Here is a 26,182-nt window from a genome sequence, read left to right on the forward strand (position 1 = left end):
AAGCTCGGTCTTCTTTTACGTACGTAATCAATTCAAAACAAAATCATAGCTAACAAAGATGCAAAAATAGTGACTACGATAAAGATTAAAATAGTCCAGTACACTAGCCCAATACTTATGAACCACTTTGGGCAAACTCTACGAATATCTGTTAGCTTTCTTTTTTTGGCCAACTTAGGAAATGCAACTGCGGCAACAAGAGCTAATCCATGTATTAAGGCCCCAAAGTGAAATCCAGAAACTAAAGCAAGCTCAATATCTGTATAGTGCTCACTAGTATACGCATAGTGCTTTACTTTTTGCGGCGTGATAACAATAAGCAAAATACCTACTATCAGGTACCAAAAAACTAACAAAGCACCTGCAACAAAAAATGTAATAAAAGAAACTTCTAATAACTGCAAACTTCACCGACCTTGGTCTTACCAACTAAGTCTATATTGCTATATAACTCTTTGTATTTATCAGCAACAACTTTACCAGACGCATAACTAGCACTGGCAGAGACAACCCCTAAAGCGATAGCGCCTATCCAACCAACTGGAGTAGCCATAACTACCAGAGATATAACGGCCCCGCCAGCTAAACCAACTACTGTACTTGCTGCAGTTTCCACCAATATTTCGTTTTTCTTTGCGTTAGAGTCTGCTCTAGCTATCTGATCGCAGGCAATACCAATATTAACTGCAGTTAATACAGTGCCGCCTTTAGCTGCTACTTTTGATAACTTTGCTAACCTATCTGTATTCTTCTTAAGCGCCGCAGTAGTCATAACCCCGCCGTTTCTAGATATCCTCATAGCCTCTCGAGCTTTCTTACCATTAAAGAGAAGCTTCTCAGTTGGTCCAAGATTTTTTGCTACATTCTCTAATAGTTTTTTCCTGCGATAATCATACTGCCCTTTCGAAAACGTTCCTGATTTATAATCTCTATATAAACCATCAAGCTTTTTTAGCTCTGCAACATTTCCTTTTTCACTATCTCCTAATAAAGCCCCCATGGACGCAAAAGTAGCACCGATACCTGCGCTCGCAGGCCCCCAATTATCATCAAGCCAAGAAAGAGCCCAAAATGCTTCCTTTTCGTTTTGCGACATAGATTTCATCGTTGATTCAAATTGCGCTTGATCATGATCTGAAATGGCAATTTTAGAAGAAAACTCAGATTGCTTGGTATTTGAAACGTTCAACTTTCTCAAGTAAATAGATTGACCAGATTTAATCGAATTAGGGTCTGAAATTTTAGGGTTGTCTTTTTTTATTTGAGCAAGAGCAAAATTATAGCCATCTGTTCCAAACTTAAAATGATAAAACTTCCATATAATTCTCGTAAGAGTATCACCAGGCTTAACACTATATATGTAGCTATACCTATTAACGCTGTTAAAGTAAGTTGTATTCATTTCATTCAGATCCTTATGCCCATAATTGCGCATAATGTTAACGTTTCAGATTCAAAAACATCAATTGAAATGACTTTTCTTTCAGAAAGAGAATTGTTAAAACACAACTCATCACCAAGTTTGACATGTAACAAAGGTAAAACTGACTATAAACTAAGTCCATAATCAGTTGGTAAGCCGCTGTACTAACCCACTCGCACGAGTGGTTTTCACCTTAATGCCTCGCTTCAGAACATTAAGTTCGGCGTAAAGAGCTAAACGCTTTTTCGCGCGGGTAATGCCTGTGTAAATCAACTCACGGGTTAATATCGGGCTAAAGTCTGGTGGCAAAATCATCAGGGTGTAATCAAATTCACTGCCTTGCGATTTATGGATGGTCATGGCGTAAGCCGTTTCATGTTCAGGTACTCGGCTTGGCAAGACCGATTTCACACTGCCGTCAGGTAACTCAAAAAAGACTTTCAAACGCGGTTCTTCTTCAGTGTCATCTCGCATGCAAATACCAATATCACCGTTATACAAACCTAAACCGTGATCATTACGCGTAACCATGACGGGTCTGCCGTGGTACCAAATTTCATCCTGAACTTGAATGAACTTGCGCGCTGCGAGCGCTTTCTCGATACGTTGGTTTAGCCCAGCCACACCGAAGTCACCTTCACGGATCGCGCACAGCAACCGGCATTGGTTGAAGGTATCTAACACCGCTTTGGCTTTGTGCGTTAGCGACTCTGGCTCTCCGGTTTTAGGATCGGTTTCCTGTTGTCCAATGCGTTTGAGGTAACGACCGTATTCCTGCACCAACGTCTGCATCATTTGGTTGTAATGTTGACTACTTAGCGCGAAGTGTTCGATGTCAGAAAAGTCACGCGCCCAGACGTTATCTACGCTCGCAGCAGAACCTGAGTTAACCGCTTTTGCCAACTGACCAATGCCTGAGCGAGCGTCAAATCGGTAGCTCTTTTGCAGCATACATAAACTATCAGCAATGCTAGATGCACTGTTACCCGTATGCGCTAAAGTATCGAAACCCGTCAGTTTTGCGATGGCTGACGCCTGCTCTTTGCCATAACCCAATGCATGGAACGAACAGATATCACCCAACACTGCCCCAGCTTCAACTGAGGCAAGTTGGTCTTTATCACCTAACAAAATCAGCCGCGCATGTTTCGGTAAGGCATCGACCACTTTGTACATCATTGACAAATCGACCATCGACGCTTCATCGATAACCAAAATATCCAAATGCAGTGGATTTTGCTTGTTGTGACGAAATTCTGCGCTATTAGGAATCGCGCCCAGCAACCTATGTAAGGTACTCGATTCAGTCGGAATTTTGGCTTTTAGCTCCGGAGAAACTGGCAGTTCTTGCACTGCTTTACCAATGGACTCGGTTAATCGCGCCGCCGCTTTCCCCGTCGGGGCCACCAGCTTAATGGTCAGATTTTTCTCGTGCGTTGCCTGTTCAATCAAAGCAGCAAGCAATTTGGTTACCGTCGTCGTTTTACCCGTACCTGGGCCACCAGAAATCACAGCAAACCGACGGGTCAACGCAACCGCCGCCGCGACTTTTTGCCAGTTCACGCAAGCCGAGAGTGGCACGAGTTCATCCAGTGTTTGTAAATCCTGAACCTTGCGCGCATTGCTAAGTACGGAATCAATGGCGTGCCAATCCAACGATTCGCTTGCGACCACATCGAGGTGGTCACACACCAGTTGCTGACGCAACACTTGGTTACTGTTTCCCGCTTCTACTGCTTTACCTAACGCGTTAAACAGAAAATGGTATTGGCGTGCAAACAAATGGTTGAGCAACTCGGATAATCGCGCAAACTCTTGTGGTTGCAAGTTAACTGCGGCGCCCAACTGATTGAGCTTTTCCGCCAGTGTCACTTCATAATGCCAATAGCGATGCAGATACAGACGCTCACCATCGAACATTAAAGGCAAGGCTTCTCCTTGCGCGCCGACCACGCTGGAATTTTGTAATACTTGAATCCAGTCTATGCCTTGCAACTGTGTGTTGAGCGCCAATGCCGACTCACCAAACAGCCCTAACTTACTGGCTAAATCCGCAGATTGCCCTTGTGCATCGAACAGAGACAGACAGATATGTCCTTTGCCGAGCTCACTACTGACAACACCAGCGATAAACGCCAATGCTTGGCTGTCCGACGATTCATCATGCGCTTGAGAATCAATAAAGCAGGCGAATTGGTAGTCGAGCTGACGAATAGCACCTTTGTGCGCCAAGCGTTCCAGCACTACCAATAGACTATCTTGGCCAGAATGAAGATTGCGATTTGTCGTCATTAAAGTAGCTCCATCTGCCCGGCTTGAGTTGAGCGCGTTTCAAGTGCTTGACCATCAATCAAACGATCCATCTCTTGTAAGAAGTCTAAGGTTGGTTTCGCAGCAAAAATGCCGTGGTCACTCTGCCCATCCATGCCGCGCAAGAACAAGTAATACACGCCACCGAAGTGCTGCTCATATTGATAATTCGCCAATCGGCTGCGTAGGAAACGATGCAGTGCTAACGCATAAATCTGGTACTGCAAATCGTAGCGGTGATCCGCCATCGCCGATTTCAGAGCCTCACCATGGTAGCTCGTCACATCGTCGCCAAGATGATTCGATTTCCAGTCAAGCACGTAGTATTTACCTTGATGTTCAAACACCAAGTCGATAAAACCTTTGAGCATGCCTTGCACGGTTTGGAAACCTAAATCCCCCGCTTTCGCCGACAACGGATCGTGACGTTGAATGACTCGGTTTAACGCCGGTGCAGACAAAACTTCAATCGGCAGCAAAAACTCCATCTCCACCAAACGTTGCGACGGTGCTTTTTGATTCAGCAGCAAAGATTTACCATCCAACGGCGTTGCGAGTACGGTATCAATCAATTGCTGTAAAATGGGCAACCACTCTTCATCGAGCTGTTCGCTTTCCATCAAGCCAAGGATGATTTGTGTATTCTCTTCCGTCGTGGCTGGCTGAGTAAATTCAATTTCCTCAAACAGGCTGTGCAGGAACGTACCCGGACGCGCACCACGAGGGAAGGTAAAAATCGAACGCTCTGGCTCCACCAAATCCGCTTCGTCTTGTTCTTCAGATGAGTCGATATCGAAACCTGTAATCTCAATCGTGGCATCATGCTCGGCGTGATGAGAGCCTTGCTTGACCAAGCCAGAGTAACTGGTGATGCGCCAGTTTCTGTCGATAGGGTTTTGCAGTTCTTTCGCACTAAGATCGTGTACTTCTTCTTGTGGCGCTACGTACTTCTCTTCGAGTTTCTGCGGCGGATCGGCCACGACGACACAATCAAGCTCGTCTTGTTGCTTTGTTAAACCTTGGTGCAAATCGTTAATGCCACCTTCTTGACCATTCTGAATCAAATAGCCAATCGCACTGCGGTGTACGCCAGTTGGCTCTTTGGTCGAACGACCATTGCGCAAAGGCGAGGCTCCAATAAAACACGCATACACAGCACGCGTTAGTGCCACGTATATCAAGCGTAAGTCTTCCGCCAAACGCTCTTTATCCGCTTGCTTCATGGACGCATCGTTGCCAGTGATATCCAGTACCGTGCGGTCATTGGCTGCATCGTAATATTTGGCTTCGCTGGCTTCTCGATAGCTGAACACAAACGGCAGAAATACGAGGTCATACTCCAAGCCTTTTGATTTGTGAATAGTTACGATCTGCACTAAGTTACGTTCCGATTCTAAACGTTGGATTTGGTCATCACTGCCACCCAAACCATTTTCCGCATCACTGATGGACTGAGCGAGCCAACGCAGCAGACCGTGGTCGCTATCCAGTTCATTACTGGCTTGTTGAAGCAGTTCACCGATGTGCATTAAATCGGTAAGTACTCGCTCACCATTCTCACCCTGTGAACTCGCACCTTCTTCTAGTAATCGCTCGGCAATATGGCGTTTGCTGATCACCGCGCGCAACATCGGCAGCACACCACGTTGAACCCAAAGTTTGCGATATTCTTTGAATTCGTTTACGGCGTTTTCCCACACAATTTCATCGTTATTAAGTGCATCCAAACTTGCTGCGTCGAGGGCAAACAGCTCAGAAGCAAGACTTGCACGCAGCGCACGGTCATTTTCTGGAGTCAGCACCGCTTGCAGCAAACGCTGTAAATCCTGCGCCACCGAACTGGTAAACACACTGTCTCGGTTAGACAGGTACACGCTGGCAATGCCTTGATCAGCCAACGCTTGTTTGATCATTCGACCTTCGCTACCTGTTCGAACCAATACCGCGATATCGCCCGCTTGAACCGCTTTCTGTTTTTCGCCATTCACCAGACACGCTTGCCCCTGTTGAGCCTGCGTCAAAATGGTTTGGATTTGGCTTGCGGTCGCCTCTGCCATTCGAGTCAAATACTCGCCTTTTAGTAGCGGTTTATCGTCCGCTTCTTGCAACCAATAAGTCAGCGCCGGTTGCTTTTGGCCACCCATAGTCCAAATGCGTTTTTCGGCATTAGGACTGTACTTAACGGGTAAGAACGGGATGTCCGAATCATAGATAAATGGACAGTCTGGCAAAGCAAATACTTGGTTTACCGCCTGCACCATATCTGCGCTAGAACGCCAGTTGGTTCCTAACGTGTAGTGGGCACTTACTTGGTTACGCGCTTTGATATAAGTGAAAATGTCTGCGCCACGAAAGCCATAAATCGCCTGCTTGGGGTCCCCGATCATAAACAAACCACATTCCGGGTTGTTCAGATAAATACGGCTGAAAATACTGTATTGAAGCGGGTCGGTATCTTGGAATTCGTCAATCATTGCGACAGGATACAAAGTACGAATACGCGCCGCTAAAAGCTCGCTTTCGTCCGTATCGATAGAAGCAGAAAGTTGCGTCAGCAAATCATCGAAAGAGAGCCACTGTTTTTGATTTTTCGCGTTGGCCAGCATCACACGACAATGCTCAATCGCCTGCGCAAGCAGTGGCGCTTTTAAGCTGATTGGATTGGCAAGAAATGTTTCAATGGCTTCAAATACCGCATGCTGCGGCGCACTGCCTTTCGGTGTTTTTTCCAACAAGACGTTTTGCGCGAATTTCTCCAGCTTGTCTGGATAATCGTAACCTGTAGTTTCCGTTGCAGCCCAAGCGTTTACCGCCTCCAACCACGTCGGCAGAGACTTTTTGTTGTAACTTCTCGGATTTACACCTGAAGACGAAATCAGCGTTAAGAAGTCATCTTGGCTTTCTCGCCACTGTGCTTTTAATTCATCAATTTTTTTCAAATTTTCAGTATGAAGATCAGCCAAACTGCCTTTCATTGCAGGAACAGAAAGGCTTAACGGCGCACCGGTTAAGTAATTGCTAATGTCAGACAACAACGCAGATGGAGAGCTCCATAGCTGGCGAATTTCCCCAGCCAAGGTAAATGGCAACGGGTAGAAATTGCGGCGCCAGTAATCGGCTACAACTTGCGCTTTTAGGTGACTTTCATCGGTCACAAACTCGTTATTAAATCGGCTGCCAGATTCAAACGCATTTTGCGTTAGCATACGTTGGCAAAAACCGTGAATGGTGTAGACCGCCGCCTCGTCCATCTGACGCTCTGCCTGCAATAAAATTTCTGCGGCTTGCTTGTGATCGTCAAACTCATTAAGCAAAGGTTGGATCACCGGGTCGGAACTCTGTCCACGCGCAAACGCGATTCGCGCATCATGGATTCTTGCCCTGATACGATCGCGCAATTCCGCAGTTGCCGCTTCGGTAAAGGTTACAACCAGAATTTGGTCGACCGTAAGCGGTACGCGATGTCGAGTTTCCGCGCTGCCGTGACCAAGCAAAAGGCGCAGATATAAACCTGCAATAGTGAAGGTTTTACCTGTACCTGCTGATGCCTCGATTAACCTCGCACCATGCAGAGGAAACGTCATCGGTTCTAGTGGCGTTGGTTGAGGTTGCTCTGTGCGGTCTAATGTATGTAGAGGACACTCTGCACCTGACATTTGATCCATAACGCTGAATCTCTCCGGATTATTTACTAGGACGTATCACCTAATAAATGTGATCTATAGTTAAAAATTCTATTAATATGTTTAATAAGTTGGATAATTTAGAGCTTTGTGAGATCTTTCTCACGGTTATCCATAAGACGTACCGTTAGTATGCGCCCCACGAGATAAGCCAAACCTTTTGGCGGCACAACTCAAATGAATTAAACAAAAGTATCATGGTCCCTCTGACCTTGTGGCCGTACAGCGAACGCCCTACAAAAAATAATGATTTTCTGGCGGCCACCCTACTCTTCCTTCTCTTTATCCAACTGTCTTTATTACGCTTTTACGTCATCAGCGTCTTGAACCGCTAAGCGCGCACCTTGCAAAACTAATGCTGTCAGCAAACGAACTTCTGAGGCCAACTCATCATTCCAAGCAGGCCAAATTCGAGAGATGTACGCATTATTGCCTTCGCCCGGGCTCATGAAGCCATCATTGAATGCGTCAGCCATTTTCTTCAAAGATTTCTCTTCGTCATCTACCCACTGACCGCGACTAAAGCCCGCTTCAACACAAGCCAACGCCGTTTTCGGGAAATAAGGCAAAGGCTTAGTCATGCCTTCGAAGAATAAGCGAACTAATTCAGTCAGTAGCTGTTTGGCATACTGAGCATCGGCAATTTCTGGGTAGATCAAATGCAGCGCGCCTTCTTTACGATCGTAACCAATGATGTGGGTTTTCTTAGCATGACCCGACGCCGACATGGCAAGGTGATCGACCCACGCTGCAAGGTAATCCTGCGATCGAATCTTACCGCTTCGGTAGCGAATCAAACCGGATTGGTAGCATTGAGTCAGCCAACCTGTTAGGCGAACGTTTTTCTCTTCGCCTTCATTTCGCTCAAACAAGGAATCAAACGTCAGGTCGATTTCCAAATCGTCTTGAGGCGCACCAGATAAAAACGCCAGTTTATCCACCAGCTCTTCCGCCTGAACTCGGTTGGTTTCAAACTCGATATCACCAAACGCCCCCACCGGCAGTTTGCCTTGCGCGCGCTGTTGACTCATAAAGTGTTTAAGTACCTCTGTTTTTTTCTCTGGCTGCATCAATGTCGTTTCAAGCAAGGTTTCTAACAGCTCATCACGCATTTGATAGCTTTCCAAACCACCTAAAACAAAGGGTTCGTCGTCTTCCATCACCGGTAGCGGCGGTTCAAAGATTACTTTTAAACGACGATTGAAAAAATACTGCACAGGTAAGCGCCAGAAACGTTGCAACTCGACTAAGTCGAGCTCAAGTGGGAACGTCGCTCCTAACAGATAGTCGTCTAATGCCCGATTAAAATCACGACGAACATAGCCTTGCGATTGACTACTTTGAGTCAATGCCGCTGGAATCCACTCTTTCGCGTAGCTGGCGTGCATGCCTTGGAACGCCCTTGGGCTAAACGGCACCATGGCGTGGGTATTCACCAACGCATTTAATAAGTTATCGCCAGACTCATCAACGGGCAACGCTTCATCACCACTTAAACAATAGTTTTGGTGACAGTATTCCATCAGCTCAGAAACCAGAACCGAAGGCACTCGCTCGGTGTTGTCTTGGATTGAACGGCCAACATAACTGATGTAGAGCGTTTGCTGTGCAGACAACATCGCTTCGAGGAATAGGTAACGGTCATCATCTCGGCGCGAACGGTCGCCCGGCTTGGTTCTTCCCGTCATCAAGTCAAAGCCTTCTGGCGGCATGGAGCGTGGGTACACGCCGTCATTCATCCCCAGTAGACAAACGGTTCTAAACGGAATAGAGCGCATCGGCATCAGAGTACAAAAGTTCACTTGACCAGCAAGGAAGCGCTGGCTGACTCGTGTGCCAGATAATTTGTTTTGAAGGTATTGGCTGATGATCGACGGCGATAACGCATCATCAAATGCGGCATCAGCTAATTGCTCTTTGAGTTGGCTGAGCGTATCGCGAATGGATTTGAGCGCCATTTCGCCTTCTAACTCAACAGAGAAGAAGTCATCCAGCAGTGAAACCAAAGTCTCTCGCCAACCATCGATAGTTTGAACATGAGAAAGTTTGCTTCGATAAGTGCTAATTTGTTGGATAAAGTGTGCCAACTTGCCCGCCAGCTCTGCGCCCATGCCTTGCACTTCGTTGTACGGAGACAAACTGCCTTGCTCGGTTTCAAACAAACCAGCGGATTCTGGCATCGCGTAGCCAAGCAACATTCGTTGAATACCAAATTGCCATGTGTTTTGACGAGTTTCCGGCAGTTCAAATTCGCGTCCGGTATTGGCATCCAACCCCCAGCGAATTCCCGATTCCTCAACCCATTGTTTGGCTTGTAAGAAATCATCTTCGCTGAGTTCAAAACGCTTTAATATCGCTGGAGTTTCCAGAAGTTCGAGTAGTTCTGATGCCAAACAGCGCGTATTGGGTAAGTTCACCAACTGCATAAATGCAGCCAGAATTGGGCTCTCTTGATCGGCGGTTCGGTCAGAAATCGAATATGGAATAAAACGCTCACCCGGCGCGTTACCAAAGACCGCCTGAATCGCAGGGCTGTAAGCGTTGATGTCCGCGACCATCACGATAATATCGCGCGGTTTTAACGTTGGGTCAGCATCGAACATCGCCAACAGTTGATCATGCAGCACTTCCACTTCGCGCATCGGGCTGTGACAAGCGTGTAGGCTCAGTGATTTATCACCCAAGCTAACCACTTGTTTGTGATGACTGTTTTCAATCTGTTGATCATCTTGATGTTCTTCAAGATTGAGAATATCCGCTTGCAATTGATGGAGCAGACTGTCGCGCTCAACATCAACAAAGGCTTCGATTTCATGAGATTCCAGCTGAGACAACAGATACATATTGTCGCGCCCGAGTTTACCCATGGATGCCAACAGACTGTTTCCGACCACATCGGTGTGCAGCTCATCGATCACATTATCTTCCAGTGATCCTTTCAGTTGCTCAGTTTCACCTTGCACTTCCGAGTGATCGTCCTGCCACACAACGTGCTGACGATGTTTCGCCGCCAAACGAGCCAGATATTTGCGATCTCGAACTTCACCCCAGTAATAACGACACGGGTTGGTGAACATCAGATGCACGTCGATGTGTTCACCAATTGCTTTTAGCGCATCCATATAGCGAGGCGGCAACGAAGAAATGCCAAAAACAAACAAACGCTTGGGTAAATGGCCAAAATTGCCGTTAAAACTCTCTAACGTGTCGATAAAGTGCTCATAAAGGTTGGCACGGTGATATGGAGACTGTCCTAATGACACAGTGTGATCATACAACGCTTGCCATAAGATCGGCTGCCACGGATGCTCATCTTCCAACTCTGCCACACTCTTCCCGGCTTCCCAACTTGCGATCCATTCCGGACGATACACCAAGTAACCATCGAAAATATCGGCAATTTTCTCAGCCAGCTGATACAGCTTAGAGTGGTCACTGTCATCTTTGAGGTACTGCGCTAACGGCGAAAACACCTCTTGGTTGAGAAGCCCCGGTAGCAGATGCATCAGCTTCCACGTCATCGCTTCTTTGTTAAACGCACTGCGCTTGGGCACGTCTGGCAACACCTGCGTAAACATTTCCCAAATGAAGGTAGCAGGAAGCGGAAAATCAATGTTCGCGGCAACACCAAACTCTTTGGCCAATTCCATTTTTAGCCACTGGGACATGCCCGGACTTTGAACCAGAATTTGTTCTTTTTCGAACGGGTTTTCCAGCGGACTGATTCGAATCAGTTCGACAAGGAGTGATTTAAGAACGTCAACTTGGTTGGAGTGATAAACAGTAAACAAATTGGGAATACCGAGCGCCGATTGAAACTGTTAGCTAGCTTAGCACAGCCCCATTTAAACCCGCAGTGATCTCGCGTTCGGAAAAAACAAAAGGTTATATATCACTCAAATAGAGTATGAATCTTCTGAATTTTCACATGTCAATCAAGTCTGACACTTCCATACAAAATGTGACATTAGTCGCAACTATTCCATAATAAAAAACACTGTTTTATACTCCCTCTACCCATAATTTATAAACAAACAAAAAGTATGTTTCGCAAACTGTCTTCCAACAGCGCTTGGCTGATTGCTTTTTTTGCTTGCTTTGCAGTGTACCTGTCGATCGCTTGTTATCCTTTTGTGTTGTCTAACAATCAGAATGAACCGCTAACCTTGTTGCAAGGTTACTATTTGGTCTCGACTCAATATGGCTGGCTGGGCTTGATCGCTCTTCCATTTATGTTGTTGAGTTTATTGCTCTCTTTTCTACCGACTCGAGCATTCAAAGGTATCGTGATCGCTATCGCGATCTGTCTATTGATCATGTTTAAAGTCGATATCCTCGTTTTTCAGCAATACAAACTTCACATCAACGCCCTATTAATCCGTATGTTTTTCGAAGGTGGCGGTGATGTCTTCGATATTTCTTGGATGAGTTGGCTTATCTTCGTCAGTGAAGTTGCCGTTCTGGTGATCGGGCTCGCTTGTACCGTTTGGGTAAGTAATCAACTGGCACAAAGCCGAGCTAAGTTCGTTTTGATCAGCGTCTGGTTTGCTGTATTGCTTAGCACGCAGATGATTCATGCGTACAAAAACGCACTTTACGACGATGAAGTCAGTCAGTTTTCGAACAACTGGCCACTTTACTACCCGCTGACGGCTCGTAAATTTATTTACAAACACGACCTAGTGGATGAGAACATTGCATCGAAGAACCGCGTAGAGTTAACCAACATTGAACGTAGCTCACTCAACTACCCGCTTGCGCCGATTCAAGTGCAAAGCAAAGAGAAACAGCCCAATGTTTTGTTTATCTTGGTTGACGCGTGGCGCTACAGTGATGCGACGCCGGAAGTCATGCCAAATGTCAGCAAGTTCGCCGAAAAAACGGTGAATTTCACACAACATATGAGCGGCGGCAACTCAACTCAAGCGGGTATTTTCAGCCTGTTTTACAGCTTGCCAGCGACCTACTGGGAAAGCTTTTACGCAAGTCAACGCTCTCCTGTGTTTATGGATACGCTGCAAGCAGAAGGCTACCGCATGGGCATTTTTGGCTCAGCACCGCTCACCAGTCCGCCACTCTCTCGCACGGTATTCAAAAAAGTGTCGGACTTGACCCTGAAACAAACTGGGGAAACAGCTGTCGAGCGCGATCAGCAGATAACAGACAAGTTCATCGAGTTCCAAAAGCAGGACAGCGACAAGCCGTACTTTGGTTTTCTGTTCTACGATGCCGCCCACGGCACGGTGTTTCCTGAACCTGAATTTGCGAAATTCAAACCATACTGGGAACGCGTTGACCACATTTTGCTCAACAACGATTTTGACGCTTCGCTTTACCACAATCGATACAAGAACTCGTTGTACTACATCGATAGCTTGATTGGCGATGTGCTGAAAAACGTCGACTTAGACAATACCATTGTGGTGATTTCATCAGATCATGGTGAAGAGTTTAACGACCATAAGATGAACTATTGGGGCCACACGGGTAACTACAGTGACGTTCAAGTACATGTGCCTCTTTATGTGTACATGCCAAATCGTCAGCCAGAGCAAGTTGATTACCGCACGACCCATTTTGACGTCGTGCCAACCATGATGAATACGCTGTTTGACGTTCAAGGCACAACGAGTTCATACAGCGTTGGTCATAACTTGTTTGATAGCTCTGCCTCTCGCGATTGGTATATTGCAGGCAGCTACTACAACTATGCATTGGTCGGCAAAGAACTGATGCTTGTGGTCAACCCTGGCGGGCACTCTCAGCAACTGAATCGCCAGTTAAAAGTCGAGAAAGAACAGAAAATTCCTGTCGATATCATTCGTCATTCTCTGGATGAGATGTCGCGATTTTACAAAAAAGGCTAGTGTCCAACATCGACGCCGATTGAAATAAAAAAGCCTCTTGGTTGTAAGACCAAGAGGCTTTTTCCTATCTGCTATTTAAGCGTGATGAGCGTGCATCAAGCGTGGCTGAATCAATAAGTTGTTGATGTATTGTAAAGCCACATAAGAGACAACAAATGTTGCCACAATCAACTCAAGACCAGCTAAGCCTCGCACTTGTTGAACATAGTGCGCAGCCAATCCTTGCAACTCCATCCAATTCGCCATTTTAAACAGCGCCGTCGCACCGATCACCATCGGGAAAGTGAACGCCGCATAGCCTGGGCTAAATGGCAGTCTAAGCAATTTAAAGAATGCGAGGTAAATGATGGCTGTCATCAATACCGCGATACCAAATAGCATAGCGATGATCACTGGTGATGGTGTCGCAGTGACCGTTAAGTACCCTGCCAATGATAGACTTGCTGGCGCTGCCATGATTGCCATTGTTGGTTTCGCTGCATCCGGAATTTCATGGGTGAACATGAAACGGTAAATCATCATCGGCAACATGATCGCGTACGCCACCATACCAAACATCAATGCACCTTGTGCCACTGGTGCTAACATCGGGTTGCCAGAGAAAGACACATCCGCAACGATGATACCCACAGGCGGTACAAACCAACTAGGAACCATGTGGTGCAATTCAAAATCTTTGGCGCGATGGTAAACAAAGCTCACCAAGAACACGATGTGCAAAACCACCGCAATCAGCCAAAGCGCATCGCCAGCTAATGGGTAAAAATGGCCGAGAGAGTTCGATACCACCATAGTGCCCATCGCAAATGTCGGAACCACGCTGCCCACAACCGGATGAGCAAGATCTTGTCTCAATAGATGATTATGTAGCAAAAACTTGGTTGCCAATATAGCCAACAATATGCTCGCGATACCCGCACTAATCCACTGTCCGTAGCCATGTAATTCGGCGAAGTTTTCCCAACTCCAGCCCAAGCTTGCAATACCAAGAGCCAAACCCGCCATTGGAGTTGGCGCTCCCATTACTTTTGCTTTTGTTCTTTGAATCATGATGACCTCAACCAGACTCACTCTTGATGAGACGTATAATACGCTTGCACTTCGTTCCGATATATCTAATTATTTAAAACAAACGTTCAGAATTACTTAACGGTGGGGTATGGCAAGTCACATTTCTCTTAAACAACTGAAAGTGTTTACGACGATCACGCAGCACAAAACGCTCACAGCGGCTTCTGATAGTCTCTTTTTATCGAAAGCCGCAGTGAGCATGGCACTCTCAGAATTAGAAAAGCAGATCGGCCATCACTTATTTGATCGTGTTAATAACCGACTGATTTTGAACCAAGAAGGTCAAAAACTACTGCCACTGGCGGATGAATTACTCAACCGAGCCAAGGACATCGAGAGCATTTTCGATGGTGACCAAGCGCTATCGGGCCAACTTCGCATTGGTGCCAGCGACACCATTGGCAACCAAGTCGCGCCCTATTTGCTTAGCGAATTTCGTCAGCAAACGAACCATCGTTCTCAAAGTCTGTTCATTTCTAACTCCGCACAAATCTGCGACATGCTGACCGATTACGAGTTAGACATAGCCCTCATTGAAGGCAAAACACTTCACCCTGAATTGCAGTCTACCCAGTTTAGCGAAGATGAAATGTGCGTGATTTGCGCGCCCAATTCCCCAGCCGCGCACGAAGGGCCAGTAAACTTAACCGAGCTAGAAAACAGTGAATGGATATTGCGAGAGGCAGGATCTGGTTCACGCGAATTTTTTATGCGCGTTGTCGCGCCGCGCTTGGAACATTGGCATGAAGCTTTTCAGCTCAATACCACCGAAGCGTTGATCAACTCAGTATCGGCAGGGTTAGGCTTGGGCTGCTTGTCACGTTTGTCTGCAGAACCTGCTATTCGTGACGGCCGCGTAAAACTGCTCGACATGCCTTTAGATATGAAACGTCGCTTCTGGTTACTTGTTCATAAAGAGAAATATCAAAGCCCATTGCTCAAAACGTTTATCGAATTTTGCCAAGATTGGGAGCGACCAACAAACCTTCCTTTGACGGACAAACCCGCAAAGTGAAACCAAGATAGTTTAAATGCTAGTCAGTTAGTTGTACGTGTCTCTCATTCTGAGGCTTGTCGCTAGACTTGATTGGTCAAAAACTGTATAAAAAGCCAGTATCAATACACCAAATTAGGGGACCAACCATGGCTGTAATCGTCAAGTACGTGGTAGAACGCAATGGAGAAGAGAAAATGACTTTTACCTCTAAAGCGGAAGCTGACGCATACGACAAAATGCTGGATATGGCGGACGAGTTATTCTCACTGCTAGGTAAGAGTGAACTTCTAGAAGACGAAGGTAAGCAAGAAGATCTTGCAATGTTCCTTGCGCAAAACAAAGAAGAAGTGCTTTACGCTCTTGGTGCAAAACGTAAACCTGCACCAAAAAAAGCAAAGAAGCTTGAAGCTGTTGAAGAAGATAGCGAGCAAGAAGACGCTGCATAAGCCTCTCATTTGTTTAGAAAAAACGTCGCATTATGCGGCGTTTTTTTATTCCTTCCGTTTATCTCCATATATCTCTGAGAATATAAAGAACCGATTTAATATCCCAAATTGCTCTAAATTTCATGTTGCAGATTAGTGTGACTTAGATCTAGTCTAAATGGGTTCGGTGATGGGGTTCCACCGGAATCGAAAGATTCGAACCGCTGTTAAAGCTAATGACTCCTACAGAAACGAAAACAGGTCAGCCCTGTTGGAAGTGCTTTCGCTTATGTTGTGAAAGCGAGAGTTCTGTAGTGAGCAATTCAACTCTTCTCCAACCCCGCTCCTGTTTTCTCAAAAATTAAAAAGATATCCAAAATAGTTGTTAACTCAACAAGGCGACAAACGCATGAACCTCCTGAACATAGTTTTCTATTTGATGGAGCGAATAAGAGCAGTCAACGCCGTTGAGTCTGACAAATAGGCTGGATATCGTACACTGGGAAAACACTATGCAATACTCACACGAAATCCAATCAATGTGCCCGATTCAACGCGGCGATCTTCATGCATCTGCACCGATCCCTGTTGAAGGCGCAATGATCAATCCAAAAGACGTTATCGCGATTTCTGGTCTTAGCCACGGCGTTGGTGCTTGTGCTCCTCAACAAGGTGCAGCAAAACTGACTCTTAACGTCAAAAACGGCATCATCGAAGAAGCTTTGATCGAAACGATCGGCTGTTCAGGCATGACTCAATCAGCCGCGATGGCCGCAGAAATCCTAACTGGCAAAACCATTCTTGAAGCACTGAATACCGACTTGGTATGTGATGCTATTAACGTCGCGATGCGCGAAATCTTCCTTCAATTTGTTTACGGTCGTACGCAATCTGCTTTCTCTGAAGGCGGCTTGGAAATTGGTGCGGCATTGGAAGATCTTGGTCAAACTCAACGCAGCCAAGTGGGTACTAGCTACTCAACCAAAGCAAAAGGCGTGCGTTACATGGAGCTGGCAGAAGGCTACGTAACAAAACTCGCGCTAGACGAAAACAAAGAAGTGATTGGTTACCAATATCTCAACCTCGGCAAGATGATGAAAGCCATCAACGAAGGCGTATCTGCTGCAGAAGCGGCAGACAAAGCAACAGGGACTTACGGTCGTTTTGACGAAGCCGTAACGACCATCAACCCACGCCAACAATAATTGCCACCAGAAGGAAAGAGATTATGAACACTCCAATTACTGAATCTGTACGTCGCACATTAGACGAAATGCAACTTTCTTCTCTGGAAGAGGCTTACCAATACTGTATGGATCGTGGTATCGACCCTAAAGCACTAGTGATGGACACTCAACCTATCGCGTTCGAAAGCGCGGCCGATGCCTACACACTGGGTACGGCTTTGGCGATTTTCCGCGGAGCAAAAACAGCAGAAGAAGCTGCAAACATCATCGGTGAAGGTCTTCAGGCGTGCACTAAACCCGGCAGCGTGGCAGAGCAACGCCAAGTGGGTATCGGTCACGGTGCATTGGCGGCTCGCCTACTGAATGAAGAAAGTGGCTGTTTTGCTTTCCTTGCTGGCCATGAGTCATTCGCAGCGGCAGAAGGCGCAATCAAAATCGCATTGAACGTGAACAAATCACGCAAAAATCCGTTGAAAGTGATCCTAAATGGCTTGGGTAAAGACGCCGCTTACCTAATCTCACGCATCAATGGTTTCACTTACATACGCACTCAATACAACTACCAAACTGGTGAGTTAGTGGAAGTAGAGCGTCGCCGTTTCTCCCAAGGTCCACGTGGTGAGATCCTTTGTTACGGTGCTGATGATGTACGTGAAGGCGTGGCTATTATGCACAAAGAACAAGTGGACGTGAGTATCACTGGTAACTCGACTAACCCGACTCGCTTCCAGCACCCAGTTGCTGGTATCTACAAAGCAGAGCGTAACCGTGAAGGCATGCCTTACTTCTCTGTGGCATCAGGTGGTGGTACTGGTCGTACTCTACACCCAGATAACGTGGCGGCTGGTCCTGCTTCTTACGGTATGACCGATACCATGGGTCGCATGCACGCTGATGCTCAGTTCGCGGGTAGCTCTTCAGTACCAGCACACGTAGCGATGATGGGCTTCATCGGTATGGGCAACAATCCAATGGTAGGGGCAACGGTTGCACTTGCAGTAGAGGTCGGTGAGCTAAGCCTCTAAGCCGATTTATCGCTTTACTATCTAAAGCCAGTAAATCCAACAAACCCAGTGTAGGGGGAGTGACTTCGGTCCTCCCCTTATTTTTTTGCGATGCTCCCTTCTCCCACTTCACTGTGTCTCTGCCCAAAATCTGTCTGATAAGGCTTTTGCGACACATTTCTCATCAGACAAACATATCTCTAAAAAGACAAAAGGTATCCATCTACAGACTTTATCTATTTCCCCTCTTTAAACTCCCTAGCACTCTCATTATGATGACTGACAACTTAATTATTTCTTGTCAATGAACAGACGAGACACAAGACTCAACACATGGAGATCAACTATGGCTTTCTTCTCTCTAGCCTTTGGTACGGCAACTAAAAACCGCGACGGCAAAATCATCGAAGCGTTTTTCCCAAACCCAGTTCTTAACCCAAGCGAAGCGCTTGTTAACGCACTAGCAGCAGTAGCAGGTTACGAGCAAGGCAACCAAGCTATCGAGATCTCTGCAGCACAAAGCGCAGAACTAGCAGCAGCATTTGAAGCAAACGGCGATGCAGCAAACGCATCTTTCGCAGCAAAAGCAGCAGAATCAGCACAACCACTTGTACTGGTTATCCTTACCACTGACGAGCAGCCACAAAGTGTTGCTGAAGGCTTCCTAAAACTTCAACTTATCTCTAACCGTCTAGTTAAGCCACACGGCACAGTACTAGACGGTATCTTCGGTCTACTGCACAACATCGCATGGACTAACGAAGGTCCAATCGATCTACCTGAACTAGCAGAGCGTCAAATTGAAGCTCGCCTAGCGGGTCGTGCACTAAGCGTAGATTGCGTAGACAAGTTCCCTAAAATGGTGGACTACGTAGTACCAACTGGCGTTCGTATCGCTGATACTTCTCGCGTACGTCTTGGCGCACACGTTGGCGAAGGCACAACAGTAATGCACGAAGGCTTCATCAACTTCAACGCGGGTACAACAGGCGTGAGCATGGTTGAAGGTCGTATCTCTGCTGGCGTAGTGGTTGGTAACGGTTCTGACATCGGCGGTGGCGCATCTATCATGGGTACGCTATCTGGCGGCGGTAAAGTTGTAGTTTCTATCGGTGAAAACTCTCTACTAGGCGCAAACGCAGGTCTTGGTTTCCCAATGGGTGACCGTTGTACTATCGAATCAGGTCTATACGTAACCGCTGGCTCTAAAGTGCGCATGCTAGATTCTGCAGGCCAAGAAGTAGAAGTAGTAAAAGCACGCGATCTTGCTGGTGTTTCTGACCTACTATTCCGTCGTAACTCTGTAACAGGTCAAATCGAGTGTCTTGCAAACAAGAGCGCGGTTGAACTGAACAGCGAACTGCATAAAAACAACTAATAAATAGTTAAGAAAAATCCCCCAGCAGGAAACTGTTGGGGGATTTTTTAGCTTAAAGAAAAATGCGTGATTACTGATTTAAAAAGCTGACCGCTTTATCTGGGAAATCAGTAAACAAACCATCCACTTTTACTTGGTTGTAGTACACATCCATCATGCCTTCAAAGCTGTCAGTGTACGCTGGAATGCGTCCTGGATCGGCGCGGAACGTGTATGGATGCACTTGCAAGCCAGCGTCTTTTGCAGCCTTCATCAACGGCTTTATGATGATATTGTCTTTGGTTGACTTATCATCCACCAGCATCGGCTTCCAAGGTCCAATTCCTTCCGCGTAACTCGCTACTTTCTTCATTCCGTCGGCTTCGAACATCCAGTCATAACTGTATGGTGTTGCCTTGTCGCCTTTGTACACCATAGTTTCGTTCCAGTCCGTGTAAGCCATAAGCTGAACGAGCTTTAAGTCCATATCCATTGCAGGCATGAGTTCACTGTTGATGCGTTGAAGTTCATTCGCATCAAAACATTGAAGGTAGACTTTGTCGTCTTGAGAGCCGTAACCGTACTGCTTCAAGACTTTAAGTACTGCTTTAGAAATGTCCTTACCTTCATGACGATGGAACCAAGGCGCTTTAATTTCTGGGTAAATACCGATGTCATAACCCAGCGTTTTGTTTAAGCCTTGGATCAGCTCAATCTCTTCAGCAAACGTCGGCACGGTGAAATCAGATTTCCACATAGGGAATCGGGTTGGATAGCCCGCTACTTTGTTGCCTTTCTCATCGATGTTGAACCCTTCGGTAACTCGCAAGGATTTGATTTCCGCCAGAGTGAAATCAATCGCGTAATAACGACCATCTTTACGTGCACGATCAGGAAAACGCTCCGCAACATCCGTTACGCGATCGAGATAATGGTCATGCAACACGACCAACTGGTCGTCTTTCGTCATTACCACATCTTGCTCTATGTAGTCAGGTTTCATTGCGTAAGCAAGTGCTTTGGCTTCTAGCGTGTGCTCAGGCAAGTAGCCCGATGCGCCACGGTGCGCAATGACAAGCGGCTTCGCAATCGCACCAGCAGAGAGGCTAAGTGCTAAAAAAGTAAGACATACTGACTTTGTTTTCATTGTTATTTCCTTGATAAAGCGAAGAGGCAGTATTCCACTGCCTCTTTAAATAAATATTACGCTAGCACTTCCTTCTCGCGCTCTTTTTGCTCGTGGTGCGCACGTTCACCTAAGAAGGCGTACATCAAACACACGATAGAAGTAATACAAGAACCCACTAAGATGATAAAGCCACCATCCCAGCCAAAGTGGTCTACGGTGTAGCCCAAAATCGCGTTTGCGGCAACTGCCCCACCCAGGTATCCAAACAAACCAGTAAGACCAGCGGCAGTACCTGCGGCTTTCTTCGGAGCGAGTTCAAGTGCGTACAAACCGATCAGCATAACCGGACCATAGATTAGGAAGCCAATTGCAATAAGCGCCATCATATCTACTGTTGGGTTGCCTGCAGGGTTAAACCAATAAACCATCACTGCAACTGTCACTAGCACCATAAATAAGATACCAGCAGGTGCACGACGACCTTTGAACAATTTGTCAGAGATCCAACCACACAATAGTGTTCCTGGAATGCCAGCCCATTCGTATAAGAAATAAGCCCATGACGATTTATCTACCGAGAAATCCTTCGCTTCTTTTAGGTAAACAGGTGCCCAGTCCAGTACGCCGTAACGAATTAGGTAAACAAATGCGTTTGCAATTGCAATCGACCAAAGAAGTTTGTTGTTGAAGACGTATTTGAAGAAGATTTCCTTCGCTGTCATTTCTTGTTCATGGGACTTGTCATAGTCATCTGGGTAATCGTCTTTGTATTCTTCAATAGGAGGCAGACCACAAGACTGAGGGGTATCGCGAACCGTCATCCAAACAAACACAGCAACCAACGTGGCGAAAAATGCAGGAACATAAAATGCAGTGCGCCAATCATCGTTAAATGCCCACAGGCCAAGAATAAATAGTGGACCAATCAAGCCACCACCCACGTTGTGCGCCACGTTCCAAACCGAAACGATCTCACCACGCTCTTTACGTGACCACCAGTGCACCATGGTTCGGCCACAAGCAGGCCACCCCATCCCTTGGAACCAACCGTTTAAGAAAAGCAAAATGAACATCGCAGTGACGCTACCAGTCGCCCATGGCATAAAGCCAAAGCAAAACATCACTAATGCAGACATCAATAGGCCGCCACTAAGGAAATAGCGAGGGTTGGAGCGGTCTGAAACGCTGCCCATTAGAAACTTAGAGAGACCATATGCAATGGAAACAGCTGCCAAGGCGACACCTAAGTCTCCGCGGCTAAAGCCTTGCTCGATAAGATAAGGCATCGCCAAACTGAAGTTTTTACGAACTAGATAGTAACCGGCGTAGCCAACAAAGATACCGATAAAGAGTTGCCAACGGAGGCGAGAGTAGGTGCTATCGATGCTGCCAGGGGACAGACGATCAATGTGCGCCTTAGGTTTGAATATTCCAAACATAGGAACCTCATTATTTTGTATGCGATGGTAAAAACACAAAAGGAGCGAACGAAACAAAATAAATCTTCGTTCGAAAGTTCATGAATTGTATGGAGTTAGGATTTTATTTCTGTGACAAATGTTGCACATGAATTAAATATAAGTAAATACAGTAAATTATATGAGCATTAATTAGATCATCGTTCAACTTTACTCAAGATTCGTTAATATTAAACTGATGTTCAAACCTCTCACTTGAGCATTCCAATTCGAAACCTTTGAAACAAAGGCTCGAATTAGAACATAAACTAACCGTAAAAAGGGCGATTTACGCCTGCCCTACTCGCTCCGAACCAACTAATAACTAAAAAGCTGAAAAACGATCACGTTTAGCATCAAACGAAATAAAAAAACAAATTTTATTTGAATACAAGCCGAAGCAATGATTCACAAACACAAGACATTAACAGCGTTTATTCTCTTCTCAACTCATCCTAATGGTACCAATGGGATGACGATTTTTTCTAAAAGTCCAAACATGACAGCGTATTTTTTTATATCACTGCTAGCCCTTGATACATTTGACATTCTCCTACTCCTTTAGGGTTAATTGCTACACAAGTTCTGTGCAATAAGTCTCCAAGCACGTAGCAGCTTCACAAAACTCCTCTTACCAGTTGTGCATTCTTTTTCACATCGGTAATTTGAGCGCTCTCAACACTGGCCTCGTGACAAATAAATTATTTTCGTTGTGTTCTTTTCCGGTTAAAAGATGCGCCATTTAACAAAAACGAAGACTTTGATTAACAAATTTACGCTCAAACGCTCATTTTTAACGCTCGTTTGTTTTCGCAAACGTTTATATATGCACAATAGTATCGTGCTAGACAGGCAAAAATGATCAAAGGACTTTTAACATGACAACGAACAAACACCCCTCTCTACTCGGAGAATGTTTGGCCGAGTTTATCGGTACAGGACTACTTATTTTCTTCGGCGTAGGCTGTGTTGCAGCCTTAGTTCTAACAGGCGCATCATTTGGACAATGGGAAATCAGTATTGTATGGGGCTTCGGTGTCGCCATCGCTATTTACTGTACGGCTGGCGTCTCTGGTGCACACATCAACCCTGCCGTTACCATCGCACTTGCTATGTTCCATGGTTTTGATAAGGCGAAAGTGGTGCCATACATTATCGCTCAAATGCTTGGGGCATTCTGTTCTGCTGCATTGGTATACAGCTTATACAGCAACCTTTTCACCGACTACGAAATCGCTCATAACTTCGTTCGCAGCAGCCAAGATGCACTAGCAACTGCTGGTATCTTCTCAACCTATCCGCATGCCTCCCTCTCTTTCTTTGGTGCTTTTGCTGTGGAATTCGTTATCACTGCTGTGCTGATGTTTGCGATTCTGGCTCTGGGCGATGAAAATAACGGCGCGGCACGTGGCGCAATGAACCCTCTATTGATCGGTATTTTGATTGCCGTCATCGGTGGTTCACTTGGCCCACTAACAGGCTTTGCGATGAACCCTGCTCGTGACTTTGGACCGAAGCTGTTCGCTTACTTCGCTGGTTGGGATTACGCTCTGACAGGTGCTAAAGACATTCCTTACTTTATCGTGCCTTTACTTGCTCCGATTGCAGGTGCGTGTTTTGGTGGTTGGTTGTATCCAAAAGCGATTGCCGCTTACCTTCCACAACAAGGTCACGGTTGCACGATTCCAAACCAATGTGAGACGGAAGAAGAAACAGAAGAAGCTAGAGCTTAAAACTGACGTAACTCGAACATTTACTAAAATATAAATAACGAAACAAAAGGATTCTTACCATGACTGAGCAAAAATACATTGTTGCCCTAGACCAAGGTACAACAAGCTCTCGCGCAGTGATTCTTGATCATGATGCGAACATCGTAAGCGTCGCGCAACGCGAATTTACTCAGATTTATCCAGAAGCTGGTTGGGTTGAACATGATCCAATGGAGATCTGGGCAACACAAAGCTCTACCTTAGTAGAAGCTCTAGCTAAGTCTGGCATCCGTAGCGACCAATTAGCGGCTATCGGTATTACTAACCAGCGTGAAACGACTATCGTCTGGAACAAAGAAACAGGTAAACCCGTTTACAATGCGATTGTATGGCAATGTCGCCGTACTGCTGATATCTGTGAAGATTTAAAAGCACGCGGTCTCGAAAACTATGTACGTGACAACACTGGTTTGGTGCTTGACCCTTACTTCTCCGGTACCAAAGTTAAATGGATTCTGGACAATGTTGAAGGCGCACGAGAAGACGCAGAAGCAGGTAAGCTGTTGTTTGGTACTGTCGATACTTGGTTAGTTTGGAAGATGACTCAAGGTCGCGTTCACGTAACCGACTACACTAACGCATCGCGTACCATGCTGTTTAACATCAACGATCTATGTTGGGATCAAAAAATGTTAGATGAGCTTGGCATCCCAGCATCTATGATGCCAGAAGTGAAGCGCTCATCGGAAATTTACGGTAAAACCAACATCGGTGGTAAAGGCGGTACTCGTATTCCTATTTCTGGAATCGCAGGTGACCAACAAGCGGCGCTTTACGGCCAAATGTGTGTTGAAGCGGGTCAAGCGAAAAACACTTACGGTACGGGTTGTTTCTTGCTAATGAATACTGGCCAAGAAAAAGTCACTTCGACACATGGCCTTCTAACTACTTTGGCTTGTGGTCCTGCAGGCGAACCAGCTTATGCACTTGAAGGCGCCGTATTCATGGGTGGAGCTTCTATCCAATGGCTACGCGATGAATTGAAAATCCTAAACGGTGCAGAAGACTCTGAATACTTCGCGACAAAAGTGGATACATCAAACGGCGTTTATGTCGTGCCTGCATTTACTGGTTTAGGCGCTCCATACTGGGATGCCTACGCACGTGGCACGATTGTCGGCCTTACTCGCGGTGTGAATTCAAACCATATCATCCGTGCAACATTAGAAGGCATCGCTTATCAAACTCGTGACGTACTGGATGCGATGCAAGCTGACTCAGGCATTAAGCTTGCGAACCTTCGCGTCGATGGTGGTGCAGTAGCGAACAACTTCCTCATGCAATTCCAATCCGATGTATTGAACACAGAAGTACACCGCCCTCAAGTAACTGAGGTTACCGCTCTTGGTGCAGCCTACCTTGCCGGCCTTGCCGTTGGTTACTGGGATAGCATTGATGAGTTGCAGAATAAAGCGGTACTTGATCGCACCTTTGAGCCACACGATGATGAAGAAAAACGCAATCGTCGTTACAAGGGCTGGAAACGTGCAGTGAAATGTGCACAAACCTGGTCTGAACTTCACGACGAAGAAGATTAATCTCATCTCCATAAGAAAAAAAGAGCGCCATTTGTGCGCTCTTTTTGCGCTTTATCCCCGATTCCTGAACTCGCTTACTTCTCACAACGAGCAAATTCGAGCACAATAGAGCTTCGAATTTGAAGCATTGGCCGTTACCAATGCACAAGGGAGTGGTAAGTGAAGCAAATACCTCGACACCAGCAGATTGTTGAGCTGGTGAAAAAACAAGGCTATGTCAGCACGGATGAGTTGGTAGAAAGATTCAATGTCAGCCCACAAACCATCCGACGCGATCTCAATGAACTCGCCGATGACAACAAAATTCGTCGTTATCACGGTGGAGCCACTATTCCTCTCAGTTCTGAAAACACATCTTACAACACGCGTAAAGCGCTCAACTTCAATGAAAAAGATGTCATTGCAGACGAGGTAGTCAAACACATTCCAGATGGTGCCACACTATTCATCGATATTGGCACTACACCAGAAGCAGTTGCGCGAGCGCTCAATAAAAACCATAAACAGTTGCGTGTTGTCACCAACAACATCAATGTTGCGACCATTCTTTTCCCTAACCCTGAAATCAAAGTCATTTTGGCGGGTGGAGAAGTCCGCAGCAGAGACGGCGGTATTGTTGGCGAGGCTACCCTCGATTTCGTTAAACAGTTCCGTCTCGACTTTGGTATTCTCGGCATTAGCGGTATCGACTTCGATGGCTCGCTATTAGACTTTGATTACCACGAAGTCCGGGTCAAACAAGCGATCATTGACAATAGCCGTAGTGTATTTCTGGCCGTAGACCACACCAAGTTCGGGCGCAATGCTATGGTGAAACTAGGCAATATTGCACAGCTCAACATGATCTTTACCAATAAGCAGCCACCAGAAGAAATCTTGTCAATTTTGAAGGAAGCTTCTATCCCACTTGAAGTGGTTGAAGCTAACGAATCAAACTCCGAAAACGAGTAACGTCAATCGTA

General features: G+C 46.1%; 17 protein-coding genes and 1 riboswitch. Of the genes, 9 read left to right on the forward strand and 8 right to left on the reverse strand.

The genetic code is table 11. The annotated features are described in order from the left end of the window. Nucleotides 1-32 precede the first annotated feature (32 nt). The 5 genes from R7D93_RS11705 to recC form a co-directional block, all read right to left on the reverse strand. Entirely contained in the window at nucleotides 33-404 is a 372-nt protein-coding gene (locus R7D93_RS11705) for a hypothetical protein (RefSeq protein WP_031780957.1), read from the reverse strand. Further along, the gene (locus R7D93_RS11710) at nucleotides 392-1,402 is read right to left on the reverse strand and encodes a LysM peptidoglycan-binding domain-containing protein (RefSeq protein ID WP_054574840.1); all 1,011 of its coding nucleotides are present in this window, start codon (nucleotides 1,400-1,402) and stop codon (nucleotides 392-394) included. Before R7D93_RS11710 ends, R7D93_RS11705 begins: the two co-directional genes overlap by 13 nt. 165 nt (nucleotides 1,403-1,567) lie before the next feature. Continuing rightward, nucleotides 1,568-3,715, reverse strand: a complete 2,148-nt coding sequence (gene recD, locus R7D93_RS11715; protein ID WP_218745661.1) for an exodeoxyribonuclease V subunit alpha — start codon at nucleotides 3,713-3,715, stop codon at nucleotides 1,568-1,570. Then, the gene (recB, locus tag R7D93_RS11720) at nucleotides 3,715-7,389 is read right to left on the reverse strand and encodes an exodeoxyribonuclease V subunit beta (RefSeq protein WP_180919381.1); all 3,675 of its coding nucleotides are present in this window, start codon (nucleotides 7,387-7,389) and stop codon (nucleotides 3,715-3,717) included. Before recB ends, recD begins: the two co-directional genes overlap by 1 nt. 326 nt (nucleotides 7,390-7,715) lie before the next feature. Next, nucleotides 7,716-11,207, reverse strand: coding sequence for an exodeoxyribonuclease V subunit gamma (gene recC / locus R7D93_RS11725; protein WP_225496633.1), 3,492 nt, complete (start codon nucleotides 11,205-11,207; stop codon nucleotides 7,716-7,718). Between the two features lie 252 nt (nucleotides 11,208-11,459). Between recC and R7D93_RS11730 the strand changes: the two genes are divergently transcribed. Next, on the forward strand, nucleotides 11,460-13,283 hold the full coding sequence (locus R7D93_RS11730) for a DUF3413 domain-containing protein (protein WP_225496635.1): 1,824 nt from the start codon (nucleotides 11,460-11,462) through the stop codon (nucleotides 13,281-13,283). A gap of 75 nt (nucleotides 13,284-13,358) precedes the next feature. Here the strand turns inward: R7D93_RS11730 and R7D93_RS11735 are convergent, their stop codons facing one another. Next, the gene (locus tag R7D93_RS11735) at nucleotides 13,359-14,333 is read right to left on the reverse strand and encodes a TDT family transporter (RefSeq protein WP_017636010.1); all 975 of its coding nucleotides are present in this window, start codon (nucleotides 14,331-14,333) and stop codon (nucleotides 13,359-13,361) included. A gap of 109 nt (nucleotides 14,334-14,442) precedes the next feature. Between R7D93_RS11735 and R7D93_RS11740 the strand changes: the two genes are divergently transcribed. The 5 genes from R7D93_RS11740 to dapD all read left to right on the forward strand — a co-directional run bounded on the left by R7D93_RS11740 (nucleotide 14,443) and on the right by dapD (nucleotide 19,345). Further along, nucleotides 14,443-15,369, forward strand: a complete 927-nt coding sequence (locus R7D93_RS11740; RefSeq protein WP_205390988.1) for a LysR substrate-binding domain-containing protein — start codon at nucleotides 14,443-14,445, stop codon at nucleotides 15,367-15,369. A 128-nt stretch (nucleotides 15,370-15,497) separates the two neighbouring features. Continuing rightward, the gene (locus R7D93_RS11745) at nucleotides 15,498-15,797 is read left to right on the forward strand and encodes a YebG family protein (RefSeq protein WP_005380208.1); all 300 of its coding nucleotides are present in this window, start codon (nucleotides 15,498-15,500) and stop codon (nucleotides 15,795-15,797) included. Between the two features lie 156 nt (nucleotides 15,798-15,953). After that, a riboswitch (Fluoride riboswitch) is annotated at nucleotides 15,954-16,029 on the forward strand. 259 nt (nucleotides 16,030-16,288) lie between these two features. Next, nucleotides 16,289-16,981 (forward strand): iron-sulfur cluster assembly scaffold protein, encoded by a 693-nt coding sequence (locus R7D93_RS11750; RefSeq protein WP_005386501.1) that lies wholly within the window; start codon nucleotides 16,289-16,291, stop codon nucleotides 16,979-16,981. 23 nt (nucleotides 16,982-17,004) lie between these two features. Continuing rightward, nucleotides 17,005-17,988 carry a GGGtGRT protein gene (locus tag R7D93_RS11755; protein WP_225496639.1) on the forward strand — a complete coding sequence of 328 codons (984 nt, stop codon included), beginning with the start codon at nucleotides 17,005-17,007 and terminating at the stop codon, nucleotides 17,986-17,988. 325 nt (nucleotides 17,989-18,313) lie between these two features. After that, nucleotides 18,314-19,345 (forward strand): 2,3,4,5-tetrahydropyridine-2,6-dicarboxylate N-succinyltransferase, encoded by a 1,032-nt coding sequence (dapD, locus tag R7D93_RS11760; protein WP_225496641.1) that lies wholly within the window; start codon nucleotides 18,314-18,316, stop codon nucleotides 19,343-19,345. 70 nt (nucleotides 19,346-19,415) lie between these two features. Here dapD and glpQ read toward each other — a convergent pair whose 3' ends face one another. Continuing rightward, complete coding sequence (gene glpQ, locus R7D93_RS11765) at nucleotides 19,416-20,471, reverse strand: glycerophosphodiester phosphodiesterase (RefSeq protein ID WP_005380201.1); 1,056 nt, start codon at nucleotides 20,469-20,471, stop codon at nucleotides 19,416-19,418. Nucleotides 20,472-20,527: 56 nt separating this feature from the next. After that, nucleotides 20,528-21,892: a glycerol-3-phosphate transporter gene (gene glpT, locus R7D93_RS11770; protein WP_225496642.1), complete on the reverse strand. Its 1,365-nt coding sequence runs from the start codon at nucleotides 21,890-21,892 to the stop codon at nucleotides 20,528-20,530. An 896-nt stretch (nucleotides 21,893-22,788) separates the two neighbouring features. Between glpT and R7D93_RS11775 the strand changes: the two genes are divergently transcribed. The 3 genes from R7D93_RS11775 (at nucleotide 22,789) to R7D93_RS11785 (ending at nucleotide 26,171) form a co-directional block, all read left to right on the forward strand. Next, on the forward strand, nucleotides 22,789-23,643 hold the full coding sequence (locus R7D93_RS11775) for an MIP/aquaporin family protein (RefSeq protein WP_005380195.1): 855 nt from the start codon (nucleotides 22,789-22,791) through the stop codon (nucleotides 23,641-23,643). A 59-nt stretch (nucleotides 23,644-23,702) separates the two neighbouring features. Beyond that, nucleotides 23,703-25,220: a glycerol kinase GlpK gene (gene glpK / locus R7D93_RS11780; RefSeq protein ID WP_005380193.1), complete on the forward strand. Its 1,518-nt coding sequence runs from the start codon at nucleotides 23,703-23,705 to the stop codon at nucleotides 25,218-25,220. A gap of 159 nt (nucleotides 25,221-25,379) precedes the next feature. Next, nucleotides 25,380-26,171, forward strand: coding sequence for a DeoR/GlpR family transcriptional regulator (locus R7D93_RS11785; RefSeq protein WP_005380192.1), 792 nt, complete (start codon nucleotides 25,380-25,382; stop codon nucleotides 26,169-26,171). Nucleotides 26,172-26,182: the final 11 nt, after the last annotated feature.

Source organism: Vibrio sp. YT-15 (assembly GCF_033337445.1).
Lineage (GTDB): Bacteria > Pseudomonadota > Gammaproteobacteria > Enterobacterales > Vibrionaceae > Vibrio > Vibrio alginolyticus.

What these genes read in the sequence shown, in the direction of transcription:
- R7D93_RS11745 (WP_005380208.1), top strand. Translation starts at nt 15,498, where the DNA reads ATGGCTGTAATCGTCAAGTACGTGGTAGAACGCAATGGAGAAGAGAAA.
- R7D93_RS11710 (WP_054574840.1), bottom strand. Translation starts at nt 1,402, where the DNA reads ATGAATACAACTTACTTTAACAGCGTTAATAGGTATAGCTACATATAT.
- R7D93_RS11740 (WP_205390988.1), top strand. Translation starts at nt 14,443, where the DNA reads ATGGCAAGTCACATTTCTCTTAAACAACTGAAAGTGTTTACGACGATC.
- glpQ (WP_005380201.1), bottom strand. Translation starts at nt 20,471, where the DNA reads ATGAAAACAAAGTCAGTATGTCTTACTTTTTTAGCACTTAGCCTCTCT.
- R7D93_RS11755 (WP_225496639.1), top strand. Translation starts at nt 17,005, where the DNA reads ATGAACACTCCAATTACTGAATCTGTACGTCGCACATTAGACGAAATG.
- glpK (WP_005380193.1), top strand. Translation starts at nt 23,703, where the DNA reads ATGACTGAGCAAAAATACATTGTTGCCCTAGACCAAGGTACAACAAGC.
- dapD (WP_225496641.1), top strand. Translation starts at nt 18,314, where the DNA reads ATGGCTTTCTTCTCTCTAGCCTTTGGTACGGCAACTAAAAACCGCGAC.
- R7D93_RS11730 (WP_225496635.1), top strand. Translation starts at nt 11,460, where the DNA reads ATGTTTCGCAAACTGTCTTCCAACAGCGCTTGGCTGATTGCTTTTTTT.
- recB (WP_180919381.1), bottom strand. Translation starts at nt 7,389, where the DNA reads ATGTCAGGTGCAGAGTGTCCTCTACATACATTAGACCGCACAGAGCAA.
- glpT (WP_225496642.1), bottom strand. Translation starts at nt 21,892, where the DNA reads ATGTTTGGAATATTCAAACCTAAGGCGCACATTGATCGTCTGTCCCCT.
- recD (WP_218745661.1), bottom strand. Translation starts at nt 3,715, where the DNA reads ATGACGACAAATCGCAATCTTCATTCTGGCCAAGATAGTCTATTGGTA.
- R7D93_RS11775 (WP_005380195.1), top strand. Translation starts at nt 22,789, where the DNA reads ATGACAACGAACAAACACCCCTCTCTACTCGGAGAATGTTTGGCCGAG.
- R7D93_RS11750 (WP_005386501.1), top strand. Translation starts at nt 16,289, where the DNA reads ATGCAATACTCACACGAAATCCAATCAATGTGCCCGATTCAACGCGGC.
- R7D93_RS11735 (WP_017636010.1), bottom strand. Translation starts at nt 14,333, where the DNA reads ATGATTCAAAGAACAAAAGCAAAAGTAATGGGAGCGCCAACTCCAATG.